The organism is Nocardia sp. NPDC046473 (genome assembly GCF_040645995.1).
GTDB lineage: Bacteria > Actinomycetota > Actinomycetes > Mycobacteriales > Mycobacteriaceae > Nocardia.
The window spans coordinates 54,800-81,133 of sequence record NZ_JBEYZJ010000002.1; the positions used below are offsets into that span (position 1 = coordinate 54,800).

Genomic DNA, 26,334 nt, shown 5'->3' on the forward strand with positions numbered 1-26,334 from the left:
CGCAGCCACCTCACGAGTCCTTTGAACATACATTCGTCGAACCACCTCCTTCCTTGTGTACTGACGAATTTAGCGAGGAGTCAGCGGGTCGGCAACGGAATTTCGCGGTGGGCGGAAGTGGGGACCGAGTGATCCACGAAATCGGCCTTCACCTGCGCTGATGCGTCGACTCGGACGATCACGTCGGCGCGATTGTCCGGCGGCAGTTGATGTGTGACGACGACCACAGTTCGATCGGGTGCGACCAAGCCGCTGTCGAGATCGAGCAAGTCGCACAGTAGCTGTGCGCCCGCCTCGGCCTCGAGATGTTCGGTCGGTTCGTCGAGCAGCAACACCCGAGCCGGTGAGACGAGCGCTCGGGCGAGCAGGATGCGGCGGCGTTGCCCGCCGGAAACAGCGGCGGCGCCACCGACCAGGTCGGTGTGTACACCCTTCGGCAGCGAGTCCAGCCAGTCGCCGAGACCTACTGTGCGCAGGGCAGTTTCGGCCTCTTCCGCGGTGACGTCGCCGCGCGCGACGCGCAGATTCTCCAGCACCGAGGTGCCGAACAGGTGGGCGTCTTCGGCAAAGAAGGTGGCGCCGGTTCGGGGGGTATCGAACAGGCCCGCCCACATCATCAGCAGGGTGGTCTTCCCGGCGCCGCTCGGGCCGACGACCGCGATCCGACGGCCCGGCGGAATCTCCGGAAGCTGTTGGGACAGTTGCACTTCGAGGGCATCGTCACCTGCTCGACCGCCGACGGTCCCATCGCCGTCCACCCGAGTGCCGCCGTCGAGCCGGACCAGCCGATGCAGAGCGGCCCGAGCGGTGGTCAGCGACTGCGCCGCGGCGGGAAGCGGGGCGACCGCCTCGAAGGCCGAAAGTGGCAGCAGCACAAGCACGGTGAGCGCCATCGGTGTCATCGCCCCCGGCGCACCGCCGGACGGGCCGTACAGGGTGATGCCGATCAGCAAGGCTCCCAGCACGCTGGCGCCGATCGAGAGCGGGGTGGCCGCCGCCGACCACGCGCTGCGGGCAGCCGCGCTGTCCTCCGCCTCGACCGCCTGTCGAGATGCCTTGGTAGCCGCGGCGAGTGCCGCGTCCAGCCGACCCGCGACCCGCAATTCGGCCGCATGATCGAGCACGGTGAGGGCCTGCGCGGTGAATTCCGCCCGGTCCGCGCGCACGGCCCGCTCCGCCTCGCGCGCGGCCTGTGCCGACAGCCAAGGGGCGAGCATCCCGGAAAGCGCCAGTGCCCCCGCCAGAATCGCGGCCGCGGCCACCGAGATCGTCGCGAGCAGGCCGGTCGCGATCGCGGACAACACGACGGCGACCGCGACCGGAACGAATACGCGAACCACGACAGCGCCGAGATCGTCTATGTCGCTGCCGATTCGGACAAGCAGGTCGCCGCGCCGCAGCGGCCCGGTATCGCCGGACCGCCGCGCAGCCGACCGCGGACCGGATGGCCTGCGCAGCCAGAAGTCGGATCCGGCCAGTGTCCGATACACCGTGGTGCGCGCCGTCGCCATCGCCCGCAGCGCGACATCGTGGGTGGCCAGCCGTTCCAGATACCGGGCCAGGCCACGCGAAATCCCCAGCGCCCGCACGGTCACCACGGCAATGCTCAGATCCAGCACCGGCGGCATCTGCCACGCCCGGGCAATCAGCCACGCGGCGAGCGCAGCCAGCCCGAGCCCACTGCCGAGGGCCAGTACTCCCCACGCGATCGCCACCGCAACCCGCAACCGGGACAGCTCCAGCAGCCCCCACATTCGCCGCAGATCGCCGAACAGTGATGGGCGGTCGCCGCTGATCGGCGGCGTGCCACGATCCTGCGCACCGCTTGTCGCACGAATGCCATATGTCGTGCTCATCGACCCGCCTCCGCCAGCTCGTCGGCGGCCGCGCGCACCTGAACCACATGGTCGCCCGCGGCGAGAACCGTTGGGCGGTGGCCGATCACGATCACGGTGGCGCCGTCTCGGGCGCGCTGTCGGAGGGCCGCGAGGACCGCGGTTTCGCTGTCGGCGTCGAGGTGGGCGGTCGGCTCGTCGAGGAGCAGGATGGGGCGGTCGGCGGCCAAGACTCTGGTGAGTGCGAGTCGCTGGCGTTGGCCGAGGGACAGGCCGACACCACCGGAGCCGACGACGGTGTCCCAGCGGTCGGGCAACTCGTCCAGCACCGTGTCGAATCCGGTAGCCGCGCAGGCGGCTTCGAGGTCGTCGACGACCCGGGTGGGGCCGTGGGCGGCCGGCGACTCGGCCTGTGCGCCGAACAGTTCCAGGTTTTCGCGCAATGTGCCGGGCACCAGGACCGGTCGCTGTGGCAGCCACGCCACGTGTGCCCACCAGTCGTCCTGATCCAGGTCACGCAGGTCGACGCCGTCGACGGTCACCGACCCGCGGTCCGGCACGATCAGGCCGAGGATCGCTTGTGCCGCCGTCGACTTCCCGCTGCCGTTCGGTCCGGCGAGCACCGTCACCGCACCAGGACGCAGTTCCGCCGACAACCCAACAGGTGCAAAGCCGTTGCGCGCCGCAATGGCAAGGTCGCGCAGCCGGACGACTCCGGCACAGCGCCACGGCTCGGTGGCATCGCCGGTTCGGGCGCGGGAATCTGTTGATTCCGGCACGGATTCGAGAACGGCGAAGGCCTTGTCGGCGGCCGCCATTCCGTCCTGTGCGGCATGGAACCGCTCCCCCACCATCCGCAGTGGCAGATACACCTCCGGAGCCAGCACAAGGGCAACCAGGCCCGCGTACAGGCTCATCTCGCCGTACACCAGCCGCAGGCCGATGGACACCGCGATCAGCGCCACGCTCAGCGTCGCGAGCAGCTCCAGCACCATCGAGGACAGAAACGCGATCCGCAGCGCCCGCATGGTCCGCTGCCGCAACGCATCGCCGAGCTCGCGCACGCGATGCGCCATCGTGCCGGCCCGCATCGCCGACGAATCATCATCGCCCGGTGCCGAACTCCCGTCGGTGCCACTGTCCGGTCTCGAATCCCGCTCGTGCAACACCGATTCGCCGCGCTCTCGCCCGAGGGCCCGTAGCGTCGGCATACCGGCGAACAGATCGAGCAGTTGATCCGACAGCCGAGTGGTGGCGGCCAATGTCGCCTCGGCCCGCCCCTGGGTCAGCAGCCCGATCAGGATCATGAAGACCGGAATCAGTGGCAACGTGACCACCACGATCAGACCTGAGATCGGATCATGAATCGCGATGACCGCCAGCACGATCGGCGGCACCAGAACCGCAAGCAGCAGGGCGGGAACGTATCCGATCAGATACCCGCGCAGCCCGGACAATCCGGTGCCCACCACCACCGCGAGTTCGGTTCTGCGGCTTTCGAGTTCCCGCGGTGGCAGCCGAGCACCCGCGGTGAGCACGGCGGTTTCGAGCTCCGCCACCACGCCGGCCCCCGCCCGATGCGCCAGCCGCGATTGCAGCCAAGTGGCAAGCACCCGGCAGACGATGGCCAGCGCGAGCACGAGCAGTTCCGTCGTCCACGCGGCCAGCGTGCGCCGGCTGGGATCAGTGACGACCCCGGCCAGCACTCGAGCCAGCATGATCGCCGCGACCACGATCGATCCCGTGATCAGCGCGGACAGTGCGACACTCAGCGCGAGGTAGCGGCGGGCCGAGCGGGCATATCGCCACAGGCGCGGATCGATCGGCGGGCGGGCCATAGCTCAGTCCTTCACGGGTCCTAGCGGCAAGCCGACCGGCGCGGGAATCTGGTCGACGGTGATCCGCTTGCGGAACACCCAGTACGTCCAGCCCTGGTAGACCAGCACAACCGGCGTGACGAGCACCGCCGCCCAGCTCATCACCCTCAGCGTGTACGGGGTGGACGACGCGTTGTGGATGGTCAGGTTGAACGCCGCATCGATGGTGGAAGGCAACACATTCGGGAACAACGACCCGAACAGCAGCGTGGTCGCCGCCGCCACCGTGACGGTGGTGCCGAGGAAGGCCCACCCGTCTCGGTCGGCGAACACCGAGACCGCGGCGGCGACGAGCCCGATCACCGCGAGCGCCAACGGAATCCACGTCCATCCGGTGCCGTAGGCCAGCTGCGTCCAGAACCCGAACACACCGACGACCACGACCGTCGGCACCAGCAGCAGCTTCGCCGTGCGCTGCGCGTCGTCGCGCACCTCGCCACCGGTCTTCAGGCCGAGGAAGACCGCTCCGTGCAGGGCGAACAGCAGCGCGGTGGTGAGCCCGCCGAGCAGGGCGTACGGCCCGAGCAGGTCCCACACCGAACCGGCGAACTGTTTCTTCTCGTTCAACGGCACCCCGCGCACGATATTGGCGAAGACCCAGCCCCACGCGAGTGCCGGTATCCAGGAACCGATTCCGATGCCGAGGTCGCAGCGGGCCCGCCAGCGCGGATCGTTGATCTTGCCGCGGTATTCGATGGCGCAGATGCGCAAGATCAGCGCGACGAGCAGCAACAGCAGTGCCAGGTAGAAGCCGGAGAACATGCTCGCGTACCACTCGGGGAACGCCGCGAACATGGCGCCACCGGCGGTGATCACCCACACCTCGTTGCCGTCCCACACCGGACCGATCGTGTTGAGCACCACCCGCCTTCGGGTATCGGAACCCCGCCCGAGGATCGGCATCAGCATCCCGACCCCGAAGTCGAAGCCCTCCAGCACGAAGTACCCGGTGAACAGCACCCCGATCAGCACGAACCAGAACTCTTGCAGACTCATCGTCGGCTCCCTAGTACGCGAACGAAAGTTGTTCGACGGCAGGCTCTTCAGTGCGAGGCCTACCGGGGCCACCGGTGTCGCCGGGCCCATCGGCGACCACCGCCGCCGGATCAGGGCCGTGGATCACGTAGCGCCGCATCAGGTAGAACCAGACGACCGCCAGTGAGCCGTACAGCAGTGTGAAGACGATCAGCGAGAACAGCACCACGCCGGCCGAATGGTTCGAGACGCCCTGCTGCACCATCAGCCGCAGGTTCAGATCGCCCGTCGGGTTGGGCGCGACAACCCAAGGTTGGCGGCCCATTTCGGTGAACACCCAGCCCGCGCTGTTGGCCAGGAACGGCGTCGGAATCATCAGCACGCTGAGCCAGGAGAACCAGCGCTGGTTCGGCACCCGGCCGCGGCGGGTCAGCCACAGCCCGGCCAGGGCAAGCAGGGCCGAGCCCGCCGCCAGGCCGATCATGGCGCGGAACGACCAGTAGGTGACGAACAGGTTCGGCCGGTAGTCGCCGACGCCGTACTTGTCGTTGTATTCCTTCTGCAGGTCGACCACGCCGGGCAGGGTGACGTTGCTGAACTGGCCCTTGGCCAGGAACGGCAGCACCACCGGCACCTCGAGCACGTGCGTGACGCTGTCGCAGTTGTTGTGCGTGCCAACGGTCAGAATGGAGAAGTCGGGATCGGTTTCGGTGTGGCACAACGATTCCGCCGAGGCCATCTTCATCGGCTGCTGCTCGAACATCAGCTTGCCCTGCGTGTCACCGGTGAAGAACAAGCCGACCAGCGACACCAGCATCACCCAGGTGCCGACCAGCGCCACCGGCCGCCACATGGTGCGCGCCTCCGTCAACTGAGCGGCATCGCCGCTGCGTGCCTTGCGCACCATCCACCAGCCCGCGATGCCGGCCACGAAAGTGCCTGCCGTGACAAAGGATCCGGCGACCACGTGCGGAAAGGCCGCCAGCAGTGTGTTGTTCGTGAGCACCGCGACAATGCTGTCGAGCTCGGCCCGTCCGGTCGCCGGGTTGAACCGTGCCCCGACCGGATGCTGCATGAACGAGTTCGCGGCGACGATGAAGTACGCCGACGCGTTCACGCCGATCGCGACCATCCAAATCGTCGCCAGGTGCGCGAGTTTCGGCAATCGGGACCAGCCGAAGATCCACAACCCGAGGAAGGTCGACTCCATGAAGAAGGCGACCAGACCTTCCAGCGCGAGTGGCGCGCCGAACACATCACCGACGAAGCGCGAGTACTCGCTCCAGTTCATCCCGAACTGGAACTCCTGCACGATGCCGGTGGCCACACCGAGCGCGAAGTTGATGAGAAAAAGCTTGCCGAAGAACTTGGTCAGTCGAAGCCAATGATCCTTGCCGGTGATCACCCAGGCGGTCTGCATGGCGGCGACCAAAGGAGCAAGTCCAATAGTCAGCGGCACCAACAAAAAGTGGTAGACCGTCGTGATGCCGAACTGCCATCGAGAGATGTCCAGGGCGTCCAACACGACCTCCTCGCCGTCTACGACATGACGTAGTAATAGTACGTCGGAGGAGATCAGGAACAATGAGTCCTTGGCCACGACACACCGGGACTTTCGGCCTCAAAACGGCGGTTTTCCGAGCTCGTCCCCCTACAAAAGGTCATGCGAGTAGGACGCACATCACGCCGGGCGTACTCCCCGCCAGCGCCGGTGCGGGCAGTCACCGGTCGCCTGAGGGACAGTCACCAATCGCCGATAGCGCCCGCCCGCTCGATACCGCGATCAACCAGATCGATGATTTCCTGCGCGTTGTCCGGCGCCGACATCCGCAGCCCGTCCAACGAATTCACCCGCGCCGCCAACGAGATGCTGGACATCATCCACACGCTGTCACAGGTGAGCAGGTCGGCGGTGAACAGCGACTTGTAGACGCACTCCCACCCGGCCTTCTCCGCCTCGGCGAACAACGCGCGCTGAGTGACGCCCGGCAGCACACCGTTCTTCGCGGGCGGGGTGATCAGCTGCTTGTCCCGCGCGATCACCACCGACGAGCGCGGACCTTCCAGCACCCGGTTCTCGGTGCTGGTGAAGATCGCATCGTCGGCGCCCATCCGCGCCGCGAACCGCAGCGCCGCCATGTTCGACGCATAGGACAGCGTCTTCGCGCCGAGCAACTGCCACGGCGCGGCCTGCGCCAGGTCGATCGAGATACCGCGGGACAGGGTCACCACCGAGACACCCTCGGTGCGCGCCTTCTGCACCCGATCCGGCACCGGCAGCACGAGCACATACGCGGTGGGCACCGGCACGGCGGCGGCCAGATCGCCGCTCGTCACCTTCTCGGCCACGCCGGATAGCTCGCTGTCGCGTCCGCGGGTGAGTACCAGCCGCATCACGCCTTCGCGGTCGGTTCCCCACTCCTTCGCGGCCCGCTCGACGGCCTCGCGCCACCGCCCGATCTCGGGCTCGGGCAGATCGAGCGCCTGCGCGGAGCGGCGCAGCCTGCCTAGATGAAATTCGATCGCGCACGCGCTGCCCGCGCGCACCAGCACCGTTTCGAAAATACCGTCGCCACGCAATACGCCGATATCGTCCGCATACAACAACGGCGCGTCCGCATCCCGGACCGCGCCGTCGAGAGAGACAAGAACCCGATCTACCATGCGTCGAGACTAGGCGGTGTTGCAATGTCTCGCCTAGGTCACGGCAGACTTCGCGGCATCTTTTACAACCTGCCGCTTCAGGTTCACTAACACGACTCGAGCACGGCTTCACGAACCGCTCCCAGCGGCCCCGGGTCCGCGCGTTCGCAAGTGCGCCCAACAGCCCCGGTTCCGGCACCCCGCGCCGACCCCGCCTACAGTGGAAACGTGTCCGTGGTCGTTGCGCCCAGCCCTATCCTCGCTGTTTCGGGAGCCGTCGCGGGAGCGCCGGGTTCCCCCGATGCCGCCGTCGCGTGGCACTACGGCGATCCACTCGGTGAACAACGCGCCGCGGTAGATCGCGCGGCAATCATCGATCGCTCGCATCGTTTCGTCATCCAGATCACCGGCGCCGAGCGGCTGACCTGGCTGCACACCATCAGCAGCCAGCACATCGCCGCCCTGGGCGACGGGCAGTCGGCGGAGAACCTCGACCTCGACCTCAACGGCCGGGTGCTGAACCACTTCGTGCTCACCGAGTTGGACAGCACGGTGTGGATCGACACCGAGGGCGATCGCGGCCCCGCACTGCTGGACTTCCTGAAGAAGATGGTCTTCTGGGCCGACGCCCAACCGACCGAGGCCGAGTACGCGGTAGTGAGCCTGCTCGGCGCGAAGGCCGCCGAGGTCATCGCGGCCATCGGCGTCGCGACCCTGCCCGGTACCTACGAGGCGGTCGCACTGCCCGGCGGCGGATTCCTGCGCCGGATGCCGTGGCCGACCGCCGACGCCTTCGATCTGCTCATCCCCCGCGCCCAACTCGCCGAGTGGTGGACCCGCCTGACCGAGGCCGGTGCCGAACCGGCGGGCATGTGGACATTCGAAGCGCTGCGGGTCGCCGCCGTGCGGCCGCGAATCGGTCTGGACACCGACGACCGCACCATCCCGCACGAGGCCCGTTGGATCGGCGGGGTCGCCGAATTCGGCGCCGTGCATCTGGACAAGGGCTGCTACCGCGGCCAGGAGACCGTGGCGCGGGTGCACAACCTCGGCAAGCCACCGCGGCACCTGGTGCTGCTGCACCTGGACGGTTCGGCCGACGAGCGCCCCGAGATCGGTGCGGACATCACCGCGGGCGGCCGCACGATCGGCCGCCTCGGCACCGTCATCGACCACTACGAACTCGGCCCGATCGCACTCGCGCTGATCAAACGCACCGTCCCCGCCGATACCGCGCTGACCGCCGGGCCGGTCGCCGCCGCCATCGACCCGGACTCGGTGCCCTCGGACGACGCACCCCAGGCGGGCAGGCTCGCCGTCGATCGGCTCCGCGGACGCTGACCCGCGGCCATGAGCACCGAATACCGAAGGGGCACCGGCCTCGCGTTCAGCGACGCACCCGCCCTCCCCGAATTCCCGGCCGGCGTGGCCCGACTACGTGACGAGAGGAGGGACTCCGATGCGAATTGATGATTCCGGCCAGGTGCTGGCCGTGTGTGTGGTGCACGCCGAGCTCGATGTACCGGGCCGGGTCGGCAAGACCGCCATCGACAAGCGCCCGATGCCGGGCCGGGTACCGGTGCGCGCGCTCGGCCTCGACGGCGATCACGTGTGCGACACCGAGCATCACGGCGGCGTGCACCAGGCCGTCTACGCCTTCGCCGACGAGGACGCCCGGCGCTGGGGCAGCGAGCTCGATCGGGAGTTGCCCGTCGGCTGGTTCGGCGAGAACCTGCGCATCGCGGGCTTACCGGTCAGCGACGCGGTGCTCGGCGCCCGCTGGGCCATCGGCGACACGCTGCTCGAGGTGAGCGCACCGCGGGTACCGTGCGCCACCTTCCAGCACTGGAGCGGAGAAGCCCAGTGGGTCAAGCGATTCACCAGGCAGGGCGACACCGGCGCCTACCTGCGCGTGCTCACCGAGGGCACGATCGGCGCGGGTGACACGGTGTCGGTGGTGCACGTCCCCGACCACGGCATCACCGTCCGCGACCTGTTCACCGGCGACGACCCGGACCTGCTCGCGATCCTGCTCGCCGCCGAGCCGACCCTGTCCGACGACGCGCGCAGGCAGATCGAACGCCATGCCCGCAGGCACGCCAACGCCGACCGCGCCGCCGCGCGCCGCGCCGACGAACCAGCAAATCAGGCCACGCGACGTGGCGCCGAACTCGACACGGGAGCGCAACTGTGAGTGTGGAACTGGTCGAAGTAGTCCGCTCCGGCTTCCGCGAGTGCGTGCACCGCGGCTCGGCCGTCGTCCTCGACCCGACCGGCGAGCCGACGCTCGCCCTCGGCGAGGTGCATCTGCCGATCTTCCCTCGCTCGACCAACAAGCCGATGCAGGCGATCACCTTGCTGCGCCACGGGTTCGAGCCGGTAGACGACGCCGAACTGGCCATCGCGACCGCCTCGCACTACGGCGAGCCGGACCATGTCGCGCTGGTGCGCAGGCTGCTCGACCGCTTCGGCTTCGACGAGAAGTCGCTCGAGTGCCCGCCGGATCTGCCGGTCGACGACAAGGCGCGCGCGGCCGTGCTTTCGGGTTCGCACGAACCGCGCCGCATCTACATGAACTGCTCGGGCAAGCACGCCGCGATGCTGGCGACCTGTGCGATCAACGGCTGGCCGACCGAGGGCTATCTCGACGAGGCGCATCCGCTGCAGCAGGCGGTCATCGCCACCGTCGCCGACCTGACCGGTGAACCCGAGACCGATCTCGGCATCGATGGCTGCGGCCTGCCGATCATTCCGGTGTCGCTGGTGAACCTGGCCCGAGTGTTCGCCACCATGGCGACCGCGGATTCCGACGCGCCGGAGCGCCGGGTCGCCGACGCCATCCGCGCCCATCCGCGAGTGATTTCCGGCACCAACGCACCCGATCTGCTGACCATGCAGGCCACCCCCGGACTGGTCTGCAAGATCGGCGCGGACGGGGTGCACGCGGGCGCGCTGCCCGACGGAACGGCATTCGCATACAAGATCGAAGACGGCAGCGACCGTGCTCGAATCCCCCTGACGCTGGCTATTTTGCGCCGGATCGGCGTCGACTGGACCGACGCGCACACCGCGCTCGCGGCCCCCGCGGTGCTCGGCGGCGGGGCCAGGGTCGGCGTGATTCGGGCGATCCCCGGGGTGCTCTGACCGCGCGGACCGAGGGCGACAAACGGGCAAACGGAACCACTTCGGAGGTTCTTCACCCACTCCTGGAAGCGGGACGGCCGGACACACGCTAAAGTGTCTGTCAGGAAGAGTATTAATTCGAACGGGGCCGCCAACCAAACCCCAGGCCGCCCCGCAGTGACGCGAGGGGGTCAGCCATGGGCCGTGGCCGGGCTAAGGCAAAGCAGACCAAAGTCGCACGCGAGCTGAAGTACAGCAGCCCGCCGAGCGATTTCGCGAGCCTTCAGCGCGAGCTTTCGGGTAGCCCCCACTCCCAACGGAGTGGTGTGCTGTCCGATGAGCACGACGCGGACAAGTCCTCTACCCAATTTGAAGAGGACGACTACGACGACTGGCGCCGCTGACTCGAAGCAACGTTCGAAAGGGGAGGTCAGCGTGCCTCCTCTTTCTCGCGTTGCCGCGCGTTGACGGATAACGCCGAAAAGTCTTACAACACACCAGCGTCCCGCATCTAAGCGATGCGGGACGCTGGTTTGCGTTTGTGTAGTGGTCTCAGAACCGCGGGTGTTCGCCCACTAGAACGGCACGCAGGGCGTCGGAATCCTTGGCCTTCTTCACGGTGCCCAGGGTCCAGCACTCGATGTGCCGCGCGGTCAGCACGGCCAGTGCCCGGTCGACGTCCTCGGGGGCGACGATGGCGACCATGCCGACGCCCATGTTGAACGTTTTCTCCATCTCGACCCGCTCGACCCGGCCGCGCTGGGCGATCATCTTGAACACCGGCGCCGGGTTCCAGGTGCCGCGATCCAGCTCGGCCACCATGCCCGCGGGCAGCACCCGAGCCAGGTTGGCGGCCAGTCCGCCGCCGGTGACGTGCGCGAAGGTGCGCACATCGGTCTCGGCGATCAGCGCGAGGCAGTCCTTGGCGTAGATCCGGGTCGGCTCGAGCAGTTCCTCGCCGAGCGTGCGGCCGAACTCCTCGATGTGCCCGGTGAGCGACATGCGGTCGATGTCGAGCAGCACCTTGCGGGCCAGGCTGTAGCCGTTGGAGTGCAGCCCGGACGAGCCCATCGCGATGACCACGTCACCGGGGCGCACCCGGTCCGGGCCGAGCACCGCGTCGGCCTCGACCACGCCGACACCGGTCGCGGACAGGTCGTAATCGTCGGGGTCCATCAGGCCGGGATGTTCGGCGGTCTCGCCGCCGAGCAGCGCGCAGCCGGCCCGCACACAGCCCTCGGCGATGCCGGAGACCAGTTCGGCGACCTTCTCCGGGACGACCTTGCCGATGGCGATGTAGTCCTGCAGGAACAGCGGCTCAGCGCCGCACACGACGAGATCGTCGACGACCATGGCGACCAGGTCGAGGCCGACGGTGTCGTGCTTGTCCATCGCCTGTGCGACCGCGATCTTGGTGCCGACCCCGTCGGTGGACGCGGCGAGTAGTGGTTCGCGGTAGCCGCCCTTCAGCGCGAACAACCCGGCGAACCCGCCGAGGCCGCCCTGAACCTCGGGTCGGCTCGCCTTCTTCGCCAATGGCCCGAACAACTCGACTGCGCGGTCACCTGCCTCGATATCCACGCCTGCCGCGGCGTAAGAGGCACCACCACTGGGGGTCTGTTCAGTCATTTTCGGGGAGAGCTCCAAACCGAATCGGCGGATAGATGCCTGCTCACGCTACCGGAACCCGATAACGCTGTTGCAGCTGTCCCGCCACTCCGCGCCTTTTGCCGAACGTCAGAGCCGCGAGACTTGTCAACCGGGCTACCGGTTAGGTAACCCGCCAGGTTCTGGGCGCACCTGACGAGTTACCCATGTACTCACGAAATCAGTTGTCGCGTCATCCGACCTGCGTTGCGAACAACGCCGCGGTCTCCGCGCGGCGTCTGCGCTGCTCCACCGGATCGGGCACCGGTACGGCGGCCACCAAGCGCTGCGTGTACTCCTCGGTCGGCGCCCGCAAGATGCGATCACGATCGCCCTGCTCGACCACCGCGCCGTTGCGCAGCACCACGATCCGGTCGGCCAGCTGGTCGACCACCGCGAGATCGTGGCTGATGAACAGGCAGGCCCAACCACATTCGCGTTGCAGCTGCCCGAACAGCTCGAGCACCGCCGCCTGCACGGAGACATCGAGCGCGCTGGTCGGCTCGTCGGCGACCAGCAGATCCGGGTCCAGGACCAGGGCCCTGGCCAGGCTCGCGCGCTGACGCTGACCACCGGACAGCTCGTGCGGATACCGCCGCTCGGTGCCTGCGGGCAGTTGCACATCGTCGAGCAGTTTGCGCACCCGCGCCTTGATCTCCGCGCCGCTGCCCATCTTGTGCACGAGCAGCGGCTCGGCCACGCACTCGCCGACGGTGAGCCGCGGATTCAGCGAACTGGCCGGGTCCTGGAACACGAACCCGAAGCGCCGCCGGATCGGCTTCATCTTGCGCCCGGACATGCCCGCGATGTCCTGCCCGCGGATCTTCACCACGCCTGAGGTCGGGCGTTGCAGCGCGGCGACGCAGCGACCGATGGTCGACTTGCCCGAGCCGGACTCGCCGACCAGGCCGAGGGTTTCACCGGGCCCGATGCAGAGATTCACATCGTCGACCGCGCGGAACGCGGGCCGTCCGAACGAGCCGGGGAACTCGACGACAAGATCGCACACCTCGAGCACCGGCTCGGCGGTCGGCGCGATCTCTTCGGCCGGACCGTGTGCCAACTGCTCGGTGCCGAGGTGTGGCACGGCCGCGAGCAGCGCCCTGGTGTAGTCCTCCTTGGGACTGGCGAACAGTTCGTCCACCGGAGCCTGCTCGACCACCTTGCCGTTGCGCATCACCACGACGCGGTCGGCCAGGTCGGCCACCACGCCCATGTTGTGCGTGATCAACACGATGGCACTGCCGATCCGGTCGCGCAGATCACGCAGCAGCTCCAGGATTTCCGCCTGCACCGTTACGTCGAGCGCCGTGGTCGGCTCGTCGGCGATGATCACCTTCGGCTCGCAGGCGATGGCGATGGCGATCACCACGCGCTGCTTCTGCCCGCCGGAGAGCTGGTGCGGGTAGTAGTCCACCCGATGCTCGGGGTCGGGCAGGCCCACCATGCGCAGGAGTTCTATCGCGCGCGCTTTCGCGTCCTTCTTGCTCATCTTCGAATGCGCGCGCAGCGCCTCGCCGATCTGGAAGCCGACGGTGAACAGCGGGTCGAGCGCGAGGCCCGGCTCCTGGAACACCATCGAGATCGCGCCGCCACGCAGTGCGGTGAGCTGTCGCTCGTTCATCGAGGTGATGGCCTCGGTGCCGAGGGTGACCAGCCCGCGCACCCGCGCGGTCAGCGGCAACAGGCCCATCGCGGTGCGCGAACTCACCGACTTGCCCGAGCCGGACTCGCCGACGATGGCGAGCACCTCGCCGGGGAACACCTCGTAGGAGACGTCGGTGACCGCGTAGACAGGTCCGGCGTCGGTGGCGAAGGTGACCGACAGCGATTCGATGGACAGCGCCGGTTTGCTGCGGTCGGTGACCACTGGTGCGTTACTCATGGTGTCTCCTTCCCGGCGGTGCGGTCCTTGACCAGATCGACGTCGTCGCCAACGGCTTTCGCGCCGTCGGGCTCGACTTCCCCTGTGTCGCTCGCACTTTCGAGCTCGTTCGGGTCGGCGACCTCGACGCCCGCGACGGTGATCGCATCGCCCGGCGCCGAGGCGACCGCACGGCGGGTACGCAGCACCGGGTTGAGCACCTCGTTGAGGCTCTCACCCACCAGCGTCATGCCGAGCACCACCAGCACGATGGCGACACCCGGGAAGATGCCGGTCCACCAAATGCCGTTGGAGACATCGGACAACGCCTTGTTCAGGTCGTAGCCCCACTCGGCGGCCTGGGTCGGCTCGATACCGAACCCGAGGAAGCCCAGCCCGGCGAGGGTAAGGATGGCTTCGGACCCGTTGAGGGTCACGATCACCGGCAGCGACTGGGTGACGTTGGCGAAGATGTGCCGGAACAGGATTCGCGCGGTGGACGCGCCGGTGACCCGGGCGGCATCCACGTACGGCTCGTTCTTCACCGAGACGGTCGCGTTGCGCACCACCCGAAAATATTGCGGCACAAAGACGGCCGTGATGGCCACCGCCGCGGAGAGCACGCCGCCCAGACTGGTCGACCGGCCGCCCGCGACCACGATGGACACCACGATCGCCAGCAGCAGCGTCGGGAAGGCATACATCGCGTCCATGAACAGCACCAGCACCCGGTCGAACCAGCGACCGAGGTAGCCGGACAGCAGGCCGAGCGGCACGCCGACGAACAGCGAGAGCACCAGCGAGATCACGATGACGAACAGCGCGGTGCGCGCGCCCCAGATCACCCGGGAGAACACGTCCTCGCCGCGCACCGAGGTACCGAACCAGTGGTCGGCCGACGGTGCCTGCTGGCGCACGAAATCGACGCCGTCGGCGGCGCTTTGCGCGAAACCGTAGGGCGCGAGCAGTGGCGCGAAGATCGCCGCGAGGGCGAAGAGCGCGACCAGGCTCAAACCCAGGATCAGCGTCGCACGCTGCAATCCGGCGGTCATCGAGAACAGCCGAAGGCCGGGTATGCCGCGCTTTGCCGACGGCGGCACCGCAGGCGTGATCACGGGATCGTTCAACAATTCCGGTGCGGTCATCAGAACCTCACCCTCGGATCAATCAGTGCCACCAGGGCATCCACCAGGAAGCTCATCAGCGCGACGAAGATCGCGATGAACGCGACGATGCCCTGCACCGCGACGAAGTCACGGGCCGAGAGGTACTGCGCGAGTTGATAACCGAGGCCCTTCCACTCGAAAGTGGTCTCGGTGAGCACCGCGCCGCCGAGCATCATCGCGATCTGCATGCCCATCACGGTGACGATCGGAATCATCGCGTTGCGGAACGCGTGTCGTCCGGTAACCACCCGCTGGGACAGACCACGCGCCCGCGCGGCGTCCACGTAATCCGAACGCAGCGTCTGGATCAGGTTGATCCGCACCAGCCGCAGGAAGATGCCCGCGGTGAGCAGCCCGAGCGCGATCGCGGGCAGCACAGCGTGTTTCAGCACATCGATGATATAACCGGTGTCGCCATAGAGGAAGCCGTCGATCAACATGACGTTGGTCTTCGGCGAGACGTGCTGCAGCTGCAGCTCGACATTGGTGCTGGCCCGGCCCGCCACCGGCAGCCAGCCCAGCTTCACCGCGAAGACCAGCTTGAGCAGCAGACCCACGAAGAACACCGGCGCCGCGTAGGCCAGGATGGCGAACAGCCGCAGACCGGTATCGGACAGTGAATCACGGTGTGTCGCCGCATATCTGCCCAACGGGATGCCGATCGCGAAGGCCACGATGAGCGCCCAGAACATCAGCTCCGCCGACGCGGCACCGTAGGTGGTGATCACGTCGCTGATCTGCCGATTGTCCTGTGATTTACCGAAATCGCCTTGCAACAGACCGGAGATGTAGTCCCAGTACTGGGACAGGATCGGCCGGTTCAGTCCCGCCGCCGTTTTACGAATCTCGATCTGCTCCTGGGTCATTCGCCCACCCATGGCCGCACTGATCGGGTCGCCCGCCACGCGCATCAGGAAGAACACGACGGTGGCCAGGATCCAGGCGGTCACCGGGATCAGCAGCAGCCGCACGCCCAGATAGCGCAGCAGTGCGAGCTGGCGCGAATCGCCGCCGCCCTTCCGTAGTCCTGGCACGCCGAAGCGCCGGGCCCGGGCCGGCGCTGGCTTCGTTTCTGGAGCAGCTATCGTCCCGGGCCCGGCTTCGCCGGATGTCACTTGCTCAGCACCGTGTAACGGAACTTGAAGGACGCGTCGAGAGTCTGCTCAACGCCCTGCACGTTCTTACCGGAGACGGCGATCTGCTTGCCGGACAACAGCGGAAGGATCGGCACGAAGTTCTGCGCCAGGTCCGTCTGCAGTCCCTTGAGGATCTGGAGCCGCTTGTCCTTGTCGGTCGTCGTGGTCTCCGCGAGCAGCTGGGCGGTGACGCCCGGGTTCTCGAAGTGCGACTGCAGGAAGTTGTTCGGCGCGAAGAACGGGGTCAGGTAGTTGTCCGGGTCCGGAAAGTCCGGGAACCAGCCGAATTGGTAGAGCGGGTACGAGTCGCGGGCGCGCTCACGCTGGTAGCTCACCCATTCGGTGGACTGCAGGTTCACCCGGAACAGGCCGCTGGCCTCGAGCTGCGACTTGATCGCCGCGTATTCCTCGGAGCTGCTCGAACCGTAGTGGTCGGGGTTGTACTGCAGGTTCAGCTCGACCGGGGTCGCGACGCCGGCGTCGGCGAGGAACTTCGTCGCCTTTTCCTTGCTCGGGCCCGCGCCGTAGATGTCCTTGTACGGTTCCGTCGCGCTCAGCACGCCTTGCGGGATCGACGAATACGCGGGCGTGTAGGTGCCCTTGTAGACGCCCTCGGCCAGTGCGGCGCGGTCGACGGTGGACGCCAGCGCCTTGCGCACGGCCAGCTTCTGCTCCGGCGTGCCGCCCGGCATGGTGTTCATGTTGAACACGATGTAGCGCAGTTCACCACCGGGGCCCTCGTGCACCGCGACCTTGCTGTCGCCGCGCAGCGAGCCGATGTCGGTCGGCGTGAAGGACCGGTAGCCGACGTCGAGCGACCCGTTCTGCAGGTCGAGCTTCATGTTGTCGGTGGTCGCGTAGTACTTGGTCGACACCGTCTTGGTCTTCGGCGTGCCGAGGACCCCGTTGTAGTCCGGGAACGCGGTGTACTCGACCAGCTTGTTCTTGTCGTAGCTGGCGATGGTGTACGGGCCGGAGTAGCCCTTGTTCTTCACCACGTCCTCGTCGGCCATCACCTTGTCCGGCGAGTAAACCTTCTCGTCGACGATCGGACCGGCCTGGGTCGGCAGGATCGCCGGGAAGGTCTGGTCGTTGGCGACCTTCAGGGTGAAATTGACCGTGCGGTCGTCCGGCGCGTCGGTCTTCTCCAGGTTGCCGAGCAGCGACGCGGGACCGTTCGGGTCGTTGATCTTGAGCATCCGGTCGAACGAGAACTTGACGCTCTTGGCGGTCAACGGGTTGCCGTTGGCGAACTTCAGGCCCGCCTTCATGGTGCAGCTGTACACCGTGGGGGAGGTGAAGTCGCACTTCTCCGCGGCGTCCGGCTTCGGCGTGGTGTCGCCGGGCGCGGTGTTCAGCACGTACTGGTAAAACTGCGTTTCCGCGACCAGGGAGCCGTTGTCGTAGGCGGCCGCCGGGTCGAGCGAGAAGATTTTGTCTGTGGTGCCGGCTACCAAGCCACCACCGCCACCAGCATCACCGGTCCGGCCGGAACCGCAGCCGGCCAAGGCAGACGCAACCAGCGTCGCCAGGCCGACGGCCGCGATTGTTCGCGTCCGGGTCCGGCCCCCAGGTGTTCTAGAAACCAACATCAGGGCCCCACTTCTCGAGCGTCGCACCGCGTTGTCCTGGATCGCAGGACAGGTACGGACGCAATGAACTTCCGATCTGACGGGCACCGTACCCACGAACCATTTCCGGCACGTTGCGTTTTCACAGAAAAAATTGCCAGGGTGTTAGCGCGCGTTGCGCATAGCGCACCGCAGGGGCCAGATCACCGGACGAATGTCCAGGAACGTGCTTCATCTGCGATTCTGGTGTCTCGAATACGCCACGGCATGTCCATGGACAAAACACCTCGGCTGCCCGCGACGCGCGTGATCGACCCGCCGTGCGCACGCCATGTTTTGGGCATGGCTCAGGGCGCTGACCGGTGGTCACCGAGGAGAGAAAAGGCGGTCGAAATCGAGACAGCGATGTGCTCGAAAACGCGACGGCGATGTGCTGGGAAACGAGACAGCTATGTGTCGGGATTACCGACATAAGACGGGCGGCAGCACGGCCGCCCCTGGATCACGGACGACTCAGCGCGCTCGCATTCGCGTTGTCGCCCAACAGCAAGGCCTCCGACTGCCCGGTGAGCATGCCCTCGAGCAGGTTCTTGCCGATGGCCGCCTCGGAGGGCAGCTCGATCGGATAGGTGCCGTCGAAGCAGGCACAGCACAGCCGCGAGCGCGGCTGTTCGGTGGCGGCGATCATGCCCTCGGTGGAGATGTAGCCGAGGGTGTCGGCGCCGATCGAGCGGCGCACGCCCTCCACCATCTCCTCGAAGCTGCCTTCCGCTCCGGATCCGTTGGCGATCAGTTCGGCGGGCGAGGCGAAGTCGATGCCGTAGAAGCAAGGCCACTTCACCGGCGGCGAGGCGATCCGGACATGGATCTCCAGCGCACCCGCCTCGCGCAGCATCCGGATGAGCGCGCGCTGGGTGTTGCCGCGCACGATCGAGTCGTCCACCACGATGAGCCGCTTGCCGCGGATGACCTCGCGCAGCGGGTTGAGCTTGAGCCGGATGCCGAGCTGACGAATGGTCTGGCTCGGCTGGATGAAGGTGCGCCCGACGTAGGCGTTCTTCATCAAGCCCTGGCCGTAGGGCACGCCCGAGCCTTGCGCGTAGCCAACGGCGGCCGGGGTGCCGGATTCCGGGACCGGGATCACCAGATCCGCGTCGACCGGATGTTCGTTGGCCAGCAGGCGACCGATTTCCACCCGGGTGGCATGCACCGAGCGGCCGGAGATGGTGCTGTCCGGCCTGGCCAGATAGACGAATTCGAAGACGCAGCCCTTGGGCTCGGGGTTGGCGAAGCGCATCGAGCGCACGCCGTCGGCATCGATCGCCAGCAGTTCGCCGGGCTCGATCTCGCGGACGAACGCGGCGCCGACGATGTCCAGTGCAGCGGTTTCGCTGGCAACAACCCAGCCGCGGTCCAGCCTGCCGAGGCACAGCGGGCGGACACCGTGCGGATCGCGCGCGGCGTAGAGGGTGTGCTCGTCCATGAAGGTCAGGCAGAACGCGCCACGCAAGGTGGGCAGCAGCTCCATCGCGGCCTGCTCGATGCTGGAGTCGGCGGAGGCGTGCGCCAGCAGCGCGGTGATCACGTCGGAGTCGGAGGTCGCGGCGATCGGCTGCGGGCGGCCGTTGGCCACCGTCGCGCCGATGAGCCCGAACTCCCTTGCCCGGCCCGCCAATTCGGCGGTGTTGACCAGATTGCCGTTGTGACCCAAGGCAAGTCCGGAGCCGACCGAGGTGGTCCGGAAGATGGGCTGGGCGTTTTCCCAGGTCACGCCGCCGGTGGTGGAGTAGCGGCAGTGGCCGACGGCGATATGGCCCGGCATGGCCGCGAGGGTCTGTTCGTCGAATACCTGACTGACCAGGCCGAGATCCTTGAAGACCAGGATCTGTGAACCGTCGGATACCGCGATGCCCGCCGCCTCCTGCCCACGGTGTTGCAGCGCGTACAAGCCGTAGTACGTGAGCTTCGCCACGTCCTCGCTCGGCGCCCAGACTCCGAACACGCCACACTCTTCGCGTGGCTCGTTCTCGACCTGATCGGGGGTGGCGGAAAGAGCGTCAACCGGCAGTTCGGCCTTGGTCACCGTTTGCTCCCTGTTCGGGCGGGCTGGGGGCACGGTCCAGTCTACGGGTGAATGTTCGATAACGATCACCCCCACCGCGTACGAGCAGCAATCGGCGTGGCGCGCGGGCCGGGGAGTTCGGACTCGGCAGCTGTTACGGTGCGAGCCGTGACGACTACCGACAGCGCGGATTCAGGCAGCGGGGCGGGATCGACCACCGGGGCCACGCCGCCGCAGCGCAGGCCGTGGGCACGCATGGTGCTGTTTCCCATCGCGGTGCTCACGCTGCTGACCGCGCTGCTCGGCATCATGTATCTGGATTACGTCGTCGATCCGGAGAAGAATCTGCACGATTTCCCGATCGCGCTGGTGAACCAAGATGTGGGCGATGTCATCAAAACGGCGGACCGCCAGCAGCAGGTGAACTTCGGTAACCAGATCACCGACGCACTGGCCAAGGGTGTGCCGTCGGACAAGGTCGACCTGCGGGTGATCAGCATCAGCGAGGCCGAGCGGCAGATGCAGTCCGGCGAGGTCTACGGCGCGCTCGTCATCCCTGGCGACTTCAGCAAGCGCCTCGGCATCCTCGGCGTCGGCAGCGTGATTCCCGGTGAGATGGAACGCCCGATCATCACCATGCAGACCAATCCGCGCACCGGCGCGTTCGGCACCCAGATCGTGCTGCGGGTCGGCAATCAGGCGCTGACCGAGGTGAACAAGCAGGTCGGCAAGCAGCTCACCGACCAGGTGACCGAGCAGCTGAAACCGCAACCCGGCGCGCCGCCCGCGCCCGAACTGTCCGGCGCGGCGCGGGTCGCGCTCGCCGATCCGGTGAAAGTTGTTGTCCAGCAGTATCACCCGTTGCCCGACGGTACCGGCCAAGGGCTCAGCGCATTCTTCTACGCACTGCTGTTGCTGCTGGCCGGAGTGGTCGGCGCCATGGTCATCCACACGATGATCGACGCCCAGCTCGGTTTCATCCCCACCGAATACGGGCCGTGGTTCGTGCACTACCCGCCGACGCCGATCTCCCGCTTCCGCACCCTGCTGATCAAGTGGGGCGTGATGGTGGTGACCGCGAACATCGTCTCGGCGGTCTTCCTCATCGTCGGCAAGATCCTGGATATGCCGATCGATCATCCGCTGGCGCTGTTCCTCTACAGCGCGCTGGCGATCATCGCCGTCGGCGTCACCGGCCTGTCCTCGCTGGCCGCTATCGGGTCGGCGGGCCTGCTGGTGAACCTGATCCTGTTCATCATTCTCGGCCTGCCGTCCTCCGGCGGCACCGTCCCGATCGAGGCGACTCCGCAGTACTTCGGCTGGCTGGCCTCGTTCGAACCGATGCACCAGGTCTTCCTCGGCATCCGCGCCATCCTCTACTTCGACGCCAGCTTCGAAGCGGGCCTGTCCCGCGGCGTCTGGATGGCCATCCTCGGCCTTGCCATCGGCCTGATCTTCGGCGCCGTCATCACCCGCTTCTACGACCGCAAGGGGCTACACCGCACCAGCAACAAACAACCCGTCGCCGCCTGATCCACATCCGAACCAGCGCCCCAACTTCCGGCCGAGGCGGCGCTGGGGTCAGCGGGTGATGGGGAGCCAGTAGGCGACTTCGGATGCGCGGCTACCGGACGCGGTGAGGGCGCCGGAGTCGAGGGCAGTGGCGAAATCCAGTAGGCCGGTGGCCAGTAGGAGCCAGGTGCGCGGGTCGGTCTCGACGACGTTCGGCGGGGTGCCTCGCGTATGTCGCGGGCCCTCGATGCACTGCACCGCGACGAACGGAGGCACGCGGACCTCCACCGAATGACCGGGGGCCGAGGCCGCGAGGGTGCGTGCGGTCGTGCGAACGGCCGCCGCGAGCTCGGTGCGCGCAGGCGCGTCCACCGAGTCGTCGCGCAGCCATTCACGCACCGCATCCACCGCAGACCGGAGCTCGGCCGGACTCACCGATTGTCGCGCCACCTCGCCGAGATTACCGACCTCGGCCGACAGTGATTCGCGCCGCCGCGCGTTCGGCCGACAATGCCGATCGGGCCGGCGACGAGTTGTCGGTCGATCAGTTCGGACGCGGCGGACAGTGGGGCGGCACGCGACGCTGCCCTGATCGCGGACACGGCGGCTGCGCGCATGCCGAAAGGGCCGGGTGGTGGCCCGGCCCAGTGGCGTTCGTGGATCAGTTGGCGGTCGCCGCATCCTTCGGAGTGGCGCGCATGCCGACGTAGCATGCCTCGGTGCCATCGGTGAGGGTGGCGAACACGACCGGCATGTAGTCCTCGCTGAAGGAGGGACCCGCGCCGGAGGCGGCGAACACCGTTGCCGAGACCGGGGTGAGGTCCATGCTCAGCGGCGGCGACATGTCCTTCATCTCGTCGACGAATTCGTACAGCATGTGGGCGGAACCGTCCTCACGCTTGCTTACCGTGATGACGACGCCCGCGCGGCGGTAGGTGCCGACGAACGGATCGATGGCGACCTGAACCGGCGGATCGGTAGGCCCGAACGGATCGGGCATCTGCACTCCGGCCAGCTCGGCGAGCAGTTCGCGGAACAGCGCCGCGTAAAGCTGGCGCGCGCCACCACCATTGGTGAGCAGGGCGACCGCGACCCCGGCTTCGGGGATGGCCCGCAGGTAGGCGTACTGGCCGATCGCGGCGCCGTCATGACCGAAGCCCCTGATGCCGTTCCAGTCGTAGAGGGTCCAGCCCAGGCCCCACCCGTCCGCGCTGACGCTCCACCGGTCGGGCACGTCGACCTCCCAATTCTGCATCGCCGCAACAGCTTCGGTCGAGAGCACGGCGGTTCCGTCGGCGGCGCGACCACCGTCGAGATGCATCTTGGCGAACCGAACCATGTCACCCGCCGAGGTGATGACCCGCCCCGCGGGCGCGACCGAGCGCGGCATGAGATCCCACTCCGGCGCCGGATCCGGGTCCTGCCCCGGCGCACCGAGGTGGCTCATCGCGGTGCGGAACCGCAGCGCCTGCTCGGGCAGCGTCACCAGCCGGTCCAGGCCGAGCGGGGTGGCGAGCAGGTCTTGCACGGCCTGGTCCCAGGTCTGGCCGGTCAGCACCTCGATGATGCGACCGAGCACCATGTAGCCGAGGCCGCCGTAGGACATCGCCGTCCCCGGCTTGCAGTCCAGCGCGACTTCCCGTGCGGCCCGGACGTATTCGGCCAGGCAGTTGTCGCCGCGGCCGCCGTCGAAGTTGAAGTCGTTGGTCACGCCGCCGGTGTGGCTGAGCAGCTGACGGACGGTGATCGCCTCGGTGGCCTCCGCATCCGGCGTCGCGAACTCGGGCAGCACGTCGACAACGGGCGCGTCGAGATCGAGCTTGCCCTGGTCGACCAGCCGCATGATCATCGTGGCGGTGTAGGTCTTGGCGATCGAGCCGCACAGGAACACCGAGTCGGTGGTGACCGGAACGCCGGTGCCGCGATGCAGTACGCCGCTGGCGATCTCGTAGACCTTGCCGTCGACCAGGATCGCCAGCGACGCGCCCGGCACGTGGTGGGCGGCGCGAAGTTCGTCGAGCCGCTGCTGCCAGTGCGCGGGCGAGAATTTCCGGCCGGCCGAGTCGGCGCTGCCCCACTCGCCCTGCACCTTCCAGTCACCCTTGGCGCTCCAGCTCACGTTGTTCGACATGGTCTTCTCCTGATCTCGATCTCCGGCGCGTACGCCGTTCTCCTGTTGCGAACACTGTACGCATAACGGAACGTTGTGCGCAAGTGCGCATGACGTACCTACCTGTTTTGCCTGATGGGAGGGGTTCTCGGCGCGAGATATCGACGACGCTGGATGCGTTGCTACGAGAAAAGTGGACTACCGCAGGTCTGTGCGGACGGCACGGACACCCATGCCGGACCGAGCCGGTCTAGATTCGGGCAGCCCCGATGAGCCTGGCGAGACGAGGCGCGAGAGCGCCACCCACATTGATGGCCGAGTGGAGCAGGGCCGGGGCGGTGACGCTTCCGGTACGACGGCGCAGCCAGCCGAGCGCGACGCCGCCCGCGGCCGTGGCGGCAATCGCGACCGGGACGCTGTCGCCCGCGGCGCGAGCCGGGTGGATGTGCCAGAGGCCGAAGGTCAGTACGCCGCACACCGACCCGACGCGAGAGCCGAACTTGTTGTCCAGCAACGGGTCCAGGGTGGCGCGAAAGATCATCTCTTCGCTGTACACGGTGCCGATCGGGATATGCACCGCGATCCATTCGGCGGTGGATACCCCCGGCCCGCGATCGTCGAACTCGCGCAACCTCTTCCGCACCGACGGAATCGCCAGGGCCACACCATAACCGGCGGCAACGAGGGAGGCCGAGACAGCGCCGTACCAGAACCCCTTCGCAGAGCGCCAATTCGGCACGCCATGGAAAGCGAGGGCGTAGGCCGTTGCGAATGCGGCATTCGCGGCGGTCCTGCCGCGCACACCGAGCCCGAGTCCCGGCAACACCGAGTTGCCCCAAACCAATGGAATGCCAATGGCAGCAACGGTTTCCGGGACTCTACTCATTTCGTCTTCCGCTCGAAATCCTCGGCGGCCTCGACCTCGGCCCTGATCCGGTCCGACATCCCGGCGCTCCACTCCGGCGGCGCGGCAATGGCCGCCCACCCGTCGAGCACGAGACTCCCGTAGCGATGCCCATGTCCATCGGTGACGCCCTGGGCATTGGTGAGGTCCGCGGCGACCTGCCAGAAGGTGACGAACGGCCACCAGCGCATCTGCGAGGACACGTCCGCGCCGCGCGGCTCGGACAGCCAATCCGGTTGCGAGAAAATGAGATCCGTCGACCACCAGACGATCGGGTCGGACGCGTGCTGCAGGTAGGCGATCCGCGGCGGTCGCCACTCGGTGGACGGGCGCGCGAGATCGGCACTGTCCGAGGCGAATCGCACGACCAGACCGTCGGCGTACACCGGCTCGATCTCCCGCGAGCCGGGATCACGCCGCGAAACGAACTGTTCCCATAGTCGATTCGAGTTCGGCGGCCCGACCCACAGCGCGCCGTCCACCTTCGTCCGCAGGTCGGCCAGTCCATCGAAGGCGGCCTCGGAACCCTGCGAGCCCAGGCTCTCTCCGTACACCAACAGCTTCGGCCGCTGCTCGGACGGCCGCGCGCTCCAGTGCCGATAGACCGCGTCGAACATGGCCCGGCCCGCGGTCGTCGCCTTGCCACGGTCCGCGAGGAACGACAGCACGCTGGGCAGATACGAATACTGTGAGGCGACGATCGCGCTGTCGCCGCCATACATGTACTCGAGCGCCGCGGCCGCCATGCCGTTCACCCAGCCGGTCCCGGTGGTGGTCACCACCACCAGCACCTTCCGGTCGAAGGCGCCGGTGCGCTCCAGCTCCGCGGCGGCCAGTTCCGCCGGATCCTGGTCTGCCGCAGCCGATTCCAACCCCACGTAGGCGCGGATCGGCTCGCGCGCCTGCTTGCCGGTCACCTCGCCGATCTTGCTCGCGGTCGGCCCGTGCGAAACGAACCAGCGCCCCTCGTAGCCGAGGGTCTCCCACTTCGCCAGCGAGGCCGGGCTGCCGGAACGCTCGGGCTGCACCGGCTGGATCGCGTTCGCCGAGGTGTGGTCGTTGCGCACGCTGAACGCCGAGTTCGCGACGGCGAAGAAGGCGCGCGAGGCGACGCCGTTGAAAATGGTCACGGCCAGCACGACCAGCACGAGGAACCCAGCGGCGGGCGCCAATTCGCGCGGCACCCGCACCCACTTGTTGAGCAGACGGGCAAAGAACCGGATGATCTCGCGCGCCGTCCGATACACCGCGACGACCGCCATACCGACGGACAAACTCAGCAACCCGGTGCGCAAGTACGCGGGCGTCGTGGTGCCCGCCATACCCATCAACGCGGTGATCTCCCGCTGCCAGCGCGCCGACTGGACCAGCATCAGCGCCGCACCGAGCGCCGCGGTGATCAAGATCGCGGACTTCACCGCGTAGCGCACCCAGGTGGGCGGCGGCGGAATCTTCGTCAGCCGCGGCCGCACCCATAGTCGGAACAACCACTCCAGCACACAGCCGACGCCGTAACCGAGCGCGGCGTTGATACCGCTGATCAGGCCCTGGAATAGCCAGTCGCGCGGTAGCAGTGACGGCGTCACCGACAACGCGAAGAACACCGTCGCGAAGACCAGCCCGACATAGTTCAGATCGATGATGTCCTCCGCGCGCCGCACGACGACGACACCGCGCGCACGCAGCTTCGTCAGGGTAGAGGCGGACTCGAGCACCCGAACAGTATGGCGGGCCGGTAGGGCCTGCGGGCCGCAGCCCGCGCCGCTATCCCCCACATGGCCCCCGGAAAATACTGGCACGAACTGCAGACCGACTCGGTGCTTGTCGCCTTCGTTCCTTCGTCCTCTGAAAGAGGCGTCCCCGGCAGGAGCGGCCTGTCCCGTAGTCTGCAAACGCGTGCCGCAGTTGG

At 67.5% G+C, this 26,334-nt stretch carries 19 protein-coding genes and 1 pseudogene; 5 read left to right on the top strand and 15 right to left on the bottom strand.

The features are described from left to right. Positions 1-80: 80 nt before the first annotated feature. The 5 genes from cydC to ABZ942_RS05760 all read right to left on the bottom strand — a co-directional run bounded on the left by cydC (position 81) and on the right by ABZ942_RS05760 (position 7,351). Positions 81-1,754 (bottom strand): thiol reductant ABC exporter subunit CydC, encoded by a 1,674-nt coding sequence (gene cydC / locus ABZ942_RS05740; RefSeq protein ID WP_357380325.1) that lies wholly within the window; start codon positions 1,752-1,754, stop codon positions 81-83. Positions 1,755-1,852: 98 nt separating this feature from the next. After that, a complete protein-coding gene (locus ABZ942_RS05745; RefSeq protein WP_357379509.1) occupies positions 1,853-3,673 on the bottom strand; it encodes an ATP-binding cassette domain-containing protein in 1,821 nt (606 codons plus the stop codon). Positions 3,674-3,676: 3 nt separating this feature from the next. Next, positions 3,677-4,708 (bottom strand): cytochrome d ubiquinol oxidase subunit II, encoded by a 1,032-nt coding sequence (gene cydB, locus ABZ942_RS05750; protein ID WP_357379511.1) that lies wholly within the window; start codon positions 4,706-4,708, stop codon positions 3,677-3,679. A 10-nt stretch (positions 4,709-4,718) separates the two neighbouring features. After that, positions 4,719-6,209 carry a cytochrome ubiquinol oxidase subunit I gene (locus ABZ942_RS05755; protein WP_357380326.1) on the bottom strand — a complete coding sequence of 497 codons (1,491 nt, stop codon included), beginning with the start codon at positions 6,207-6,209 and terminating at the stop codon, positions 4,719-4,721. A gap of 221 nt (positions 6,210-6,430) precedes the next feature. Further along, entirely contained in the window at positions 6,431-7,351 is a 921-nt protein-coding gene (locus ABZ942_RS05760; RefSeq protein WP_357379513.1) for an aminodeoxychorismate lyase, read from the bottom strand. A 207-nt stretch (positions 7,352-7,558) separates the two neighbouring features. Here ABZ942_RS05760 and ABZ942_RS05765 point away from each other — a divergent pair, with 207 nt between their 5' ends. From ABZ942_RS05765 to ABZ942_RS05780, 4 genes are all read left to right on the top strand, one after another. After that, positions 7,559-8,671, top strand: coding sequence for a folate-binding protein (locus ABZ942_RS05765; RefSeq protein WP_357379515.1), 1,113 nt, complete (start codon positions 7,559-7,561; stop codon positions 8,669-8,671). Positions 8,672-8,789: 118 nt separating this feature from the next. Beyond that, a complete protein-coding gene (locus ABZ942_RS05770) occupies positions 8,790-9,524 on the top strand; it encodes an MOSC domain-containing protein (RefSeq protein WP_357379517.1) in 735 nt (244 codons plus the stop codon). Next, positions 9,521-10,474, top strand: a complete 954-nt coding sequence (locus tag ABZ942_RS05775; RefSeq protein WP_357379519.1) for an asparaginase — start codon at positions 9,521-9,523, stop codon at positions 10,472-10,474. The genes ABZ942_RS05770 and ABZ942_RS05775 overlap by 4 nt, the downstream gene beginning before the upstream one ends. A 176-nt stretch (positions 10,475-10,650) precedes the next feature. Then, positions 10,651-10,857, top strand: a complete 207-nt coding sequence (locus ABZ942_RS05780; protein WP_357379521.1) for a DUF3073 domain-containing protein — start codon at positions 10,651-10,653, stop codon at positions 10,855-10,857. A gap of 148 nt (positions 10,858-11,005) precedes the next feature. On the opposite strand, the gene purM is transcribed toward ABZ942_RS05780, so the two are convergent. The 6 genes and pseudogenes from purM to purF all read right to left on the bottom strand — a co-directional run bounded on the left by purM (position 11,006) and on the right by purF (position 19,920). After that, on the bottom strand, positions 11,006-12,082 hold the full coding sequence (gene purM, locus ABZ942_RS05785; protein ID WP_357379523.1) for a phosphoribosylformylglycinamidine cyclo-ligase: 1,077 nt from the start codon (positions 12,080-12,082) through the stop codon (positions 11,006-11,008). 211 nt (positions 12,083-12,293) lie between these two features. Next, the gene (locus ABZ942_RS05790; protein ID WP_357379525.1) at positions 12,294-13,985 is read right to left on the bottom strand and encodes an ABC transporter ATP-binding protein; all 1,692 of its coding nucleotides are present in this window, start codon (positions 13,983-13,985) and stop codon (positions 12,294-12,296) included. A 170-nt stretch (positions 13,986-14,155) separates the two neighbouring features. Next, positions 14,156-15,016, bottom strand: a pseudogene (locus ABZ942_RS05795) (ABC transporter permease); the annotation flags it as partial. Positions 15,017-15,108: 92 nt separating this feature from the next. Next, on the bottom strand, positions 15,109-16,119 hold the full coding sequence (locus tag ABZ942_RS05800) for an ABC transporter permease (protein ID WP_357380327.1): 1,011 nt from the start codon (positions 16,117-16,119) through the stop codon (positions 15,109-15,111). 122 nt (positions 16,120-16,241) lie between these two features. After that, entirely contained in the window at positions 16,242-17,858 is a 1,617-nt protein-coding gene (locus ABZ942_RS05805) for an ABC transporter substrate-binding protein (RefSeq protein WP_357379527.1), read from the bottom strand. 481 nt (positions 17,859-18,339) lie between these two features. Further along, on the bottom strand, positions 18,340-19,920 hold the full coding sequence (purF, locus tag ABZ942_RS05810; protein ID WP_357379529.1) for an amidophosphoribosyltransferase: 1,581 nt from the start codon (positions 19,918-19,920) through the stop codon (positions 18,340-18,342). A gap of 234 nt (positions 19,921-20,154) precedes the next feature. Between purF and ABZ942_RS05815 the strand changes: the two genes are divergently transcribed. Next, complete coding sequence (locus tag ABZ942_RS05815; RefSeq protein WP_357380328.1) at positions 20,155-21,432, top strand: ABC transporter permease; 1,278 nt, start codon at positions 20,155-20,157, stop codon at positions 21,430-21,432. A 48-nt stretch (positions 21,433-21,480) separates the two neighbouring features. On the opposite strand, the gene ABZ942_RS05820 is transcribed toward ABZ942_RS05815, so the two are convergent. From ABZ942_RS05820 to ABZ942_RS05835, 4 genes are all read right to left on the bottom strand, one after another. Beyond that, the gene (locus ABZ942_RS05820; RefSeq protein WP_357379531.1) at positions 21,481-21,861 is read right to left on the bottom strand and encodes a sterol carrier family protein; all 381 of its coding nucleotides are present in this window, start codon (positions 21,859-21,861) and stop codon (positions 21,481-21,483) included. Between the two features lie 211 nt (positions 21,862-22,072). Then, positions 22,073-23,542: a serine hydrolase domain-containing protein gene (locus ABZ942_RS05825; protein ID WP_357379533.1), complete on the bottom strand. Its 1,470-nt coding sequence runs from the start codon at positions 23,540-23,542 to the stop codon at positions 22,073-22,075. A 229-nt stretch (positions 23,543-23,771) separates the two neighbouring features. Continuing rightward, a complete protein-coding gene (locus tag ABZ942_RS05830; protein ID WP_357379535.1) occupies positions 23,772-24,407 on the bottom strand; it encodes a CPBP family intramembrane glutamic endopeptidase in 636 nt (211 codons plus the stop codon). After that, positions 24,404-26,140, bottom strand: coding sequence for an alpha/beta-hydrolase family protein (locus ABZ942_RS05835; protein WP_357379537.1), 1,737 nt, complete (start codon positions 26,138-26,140; stop codon positions 24,404-24,406). The genes ABZ942_RS05830 and ABZ942_RS05835 overlap by 4 nt, the downstream gene beginning before the upstream one ends. Positions 26,141-26,334 lie beyond the last annotated feature (194 nt).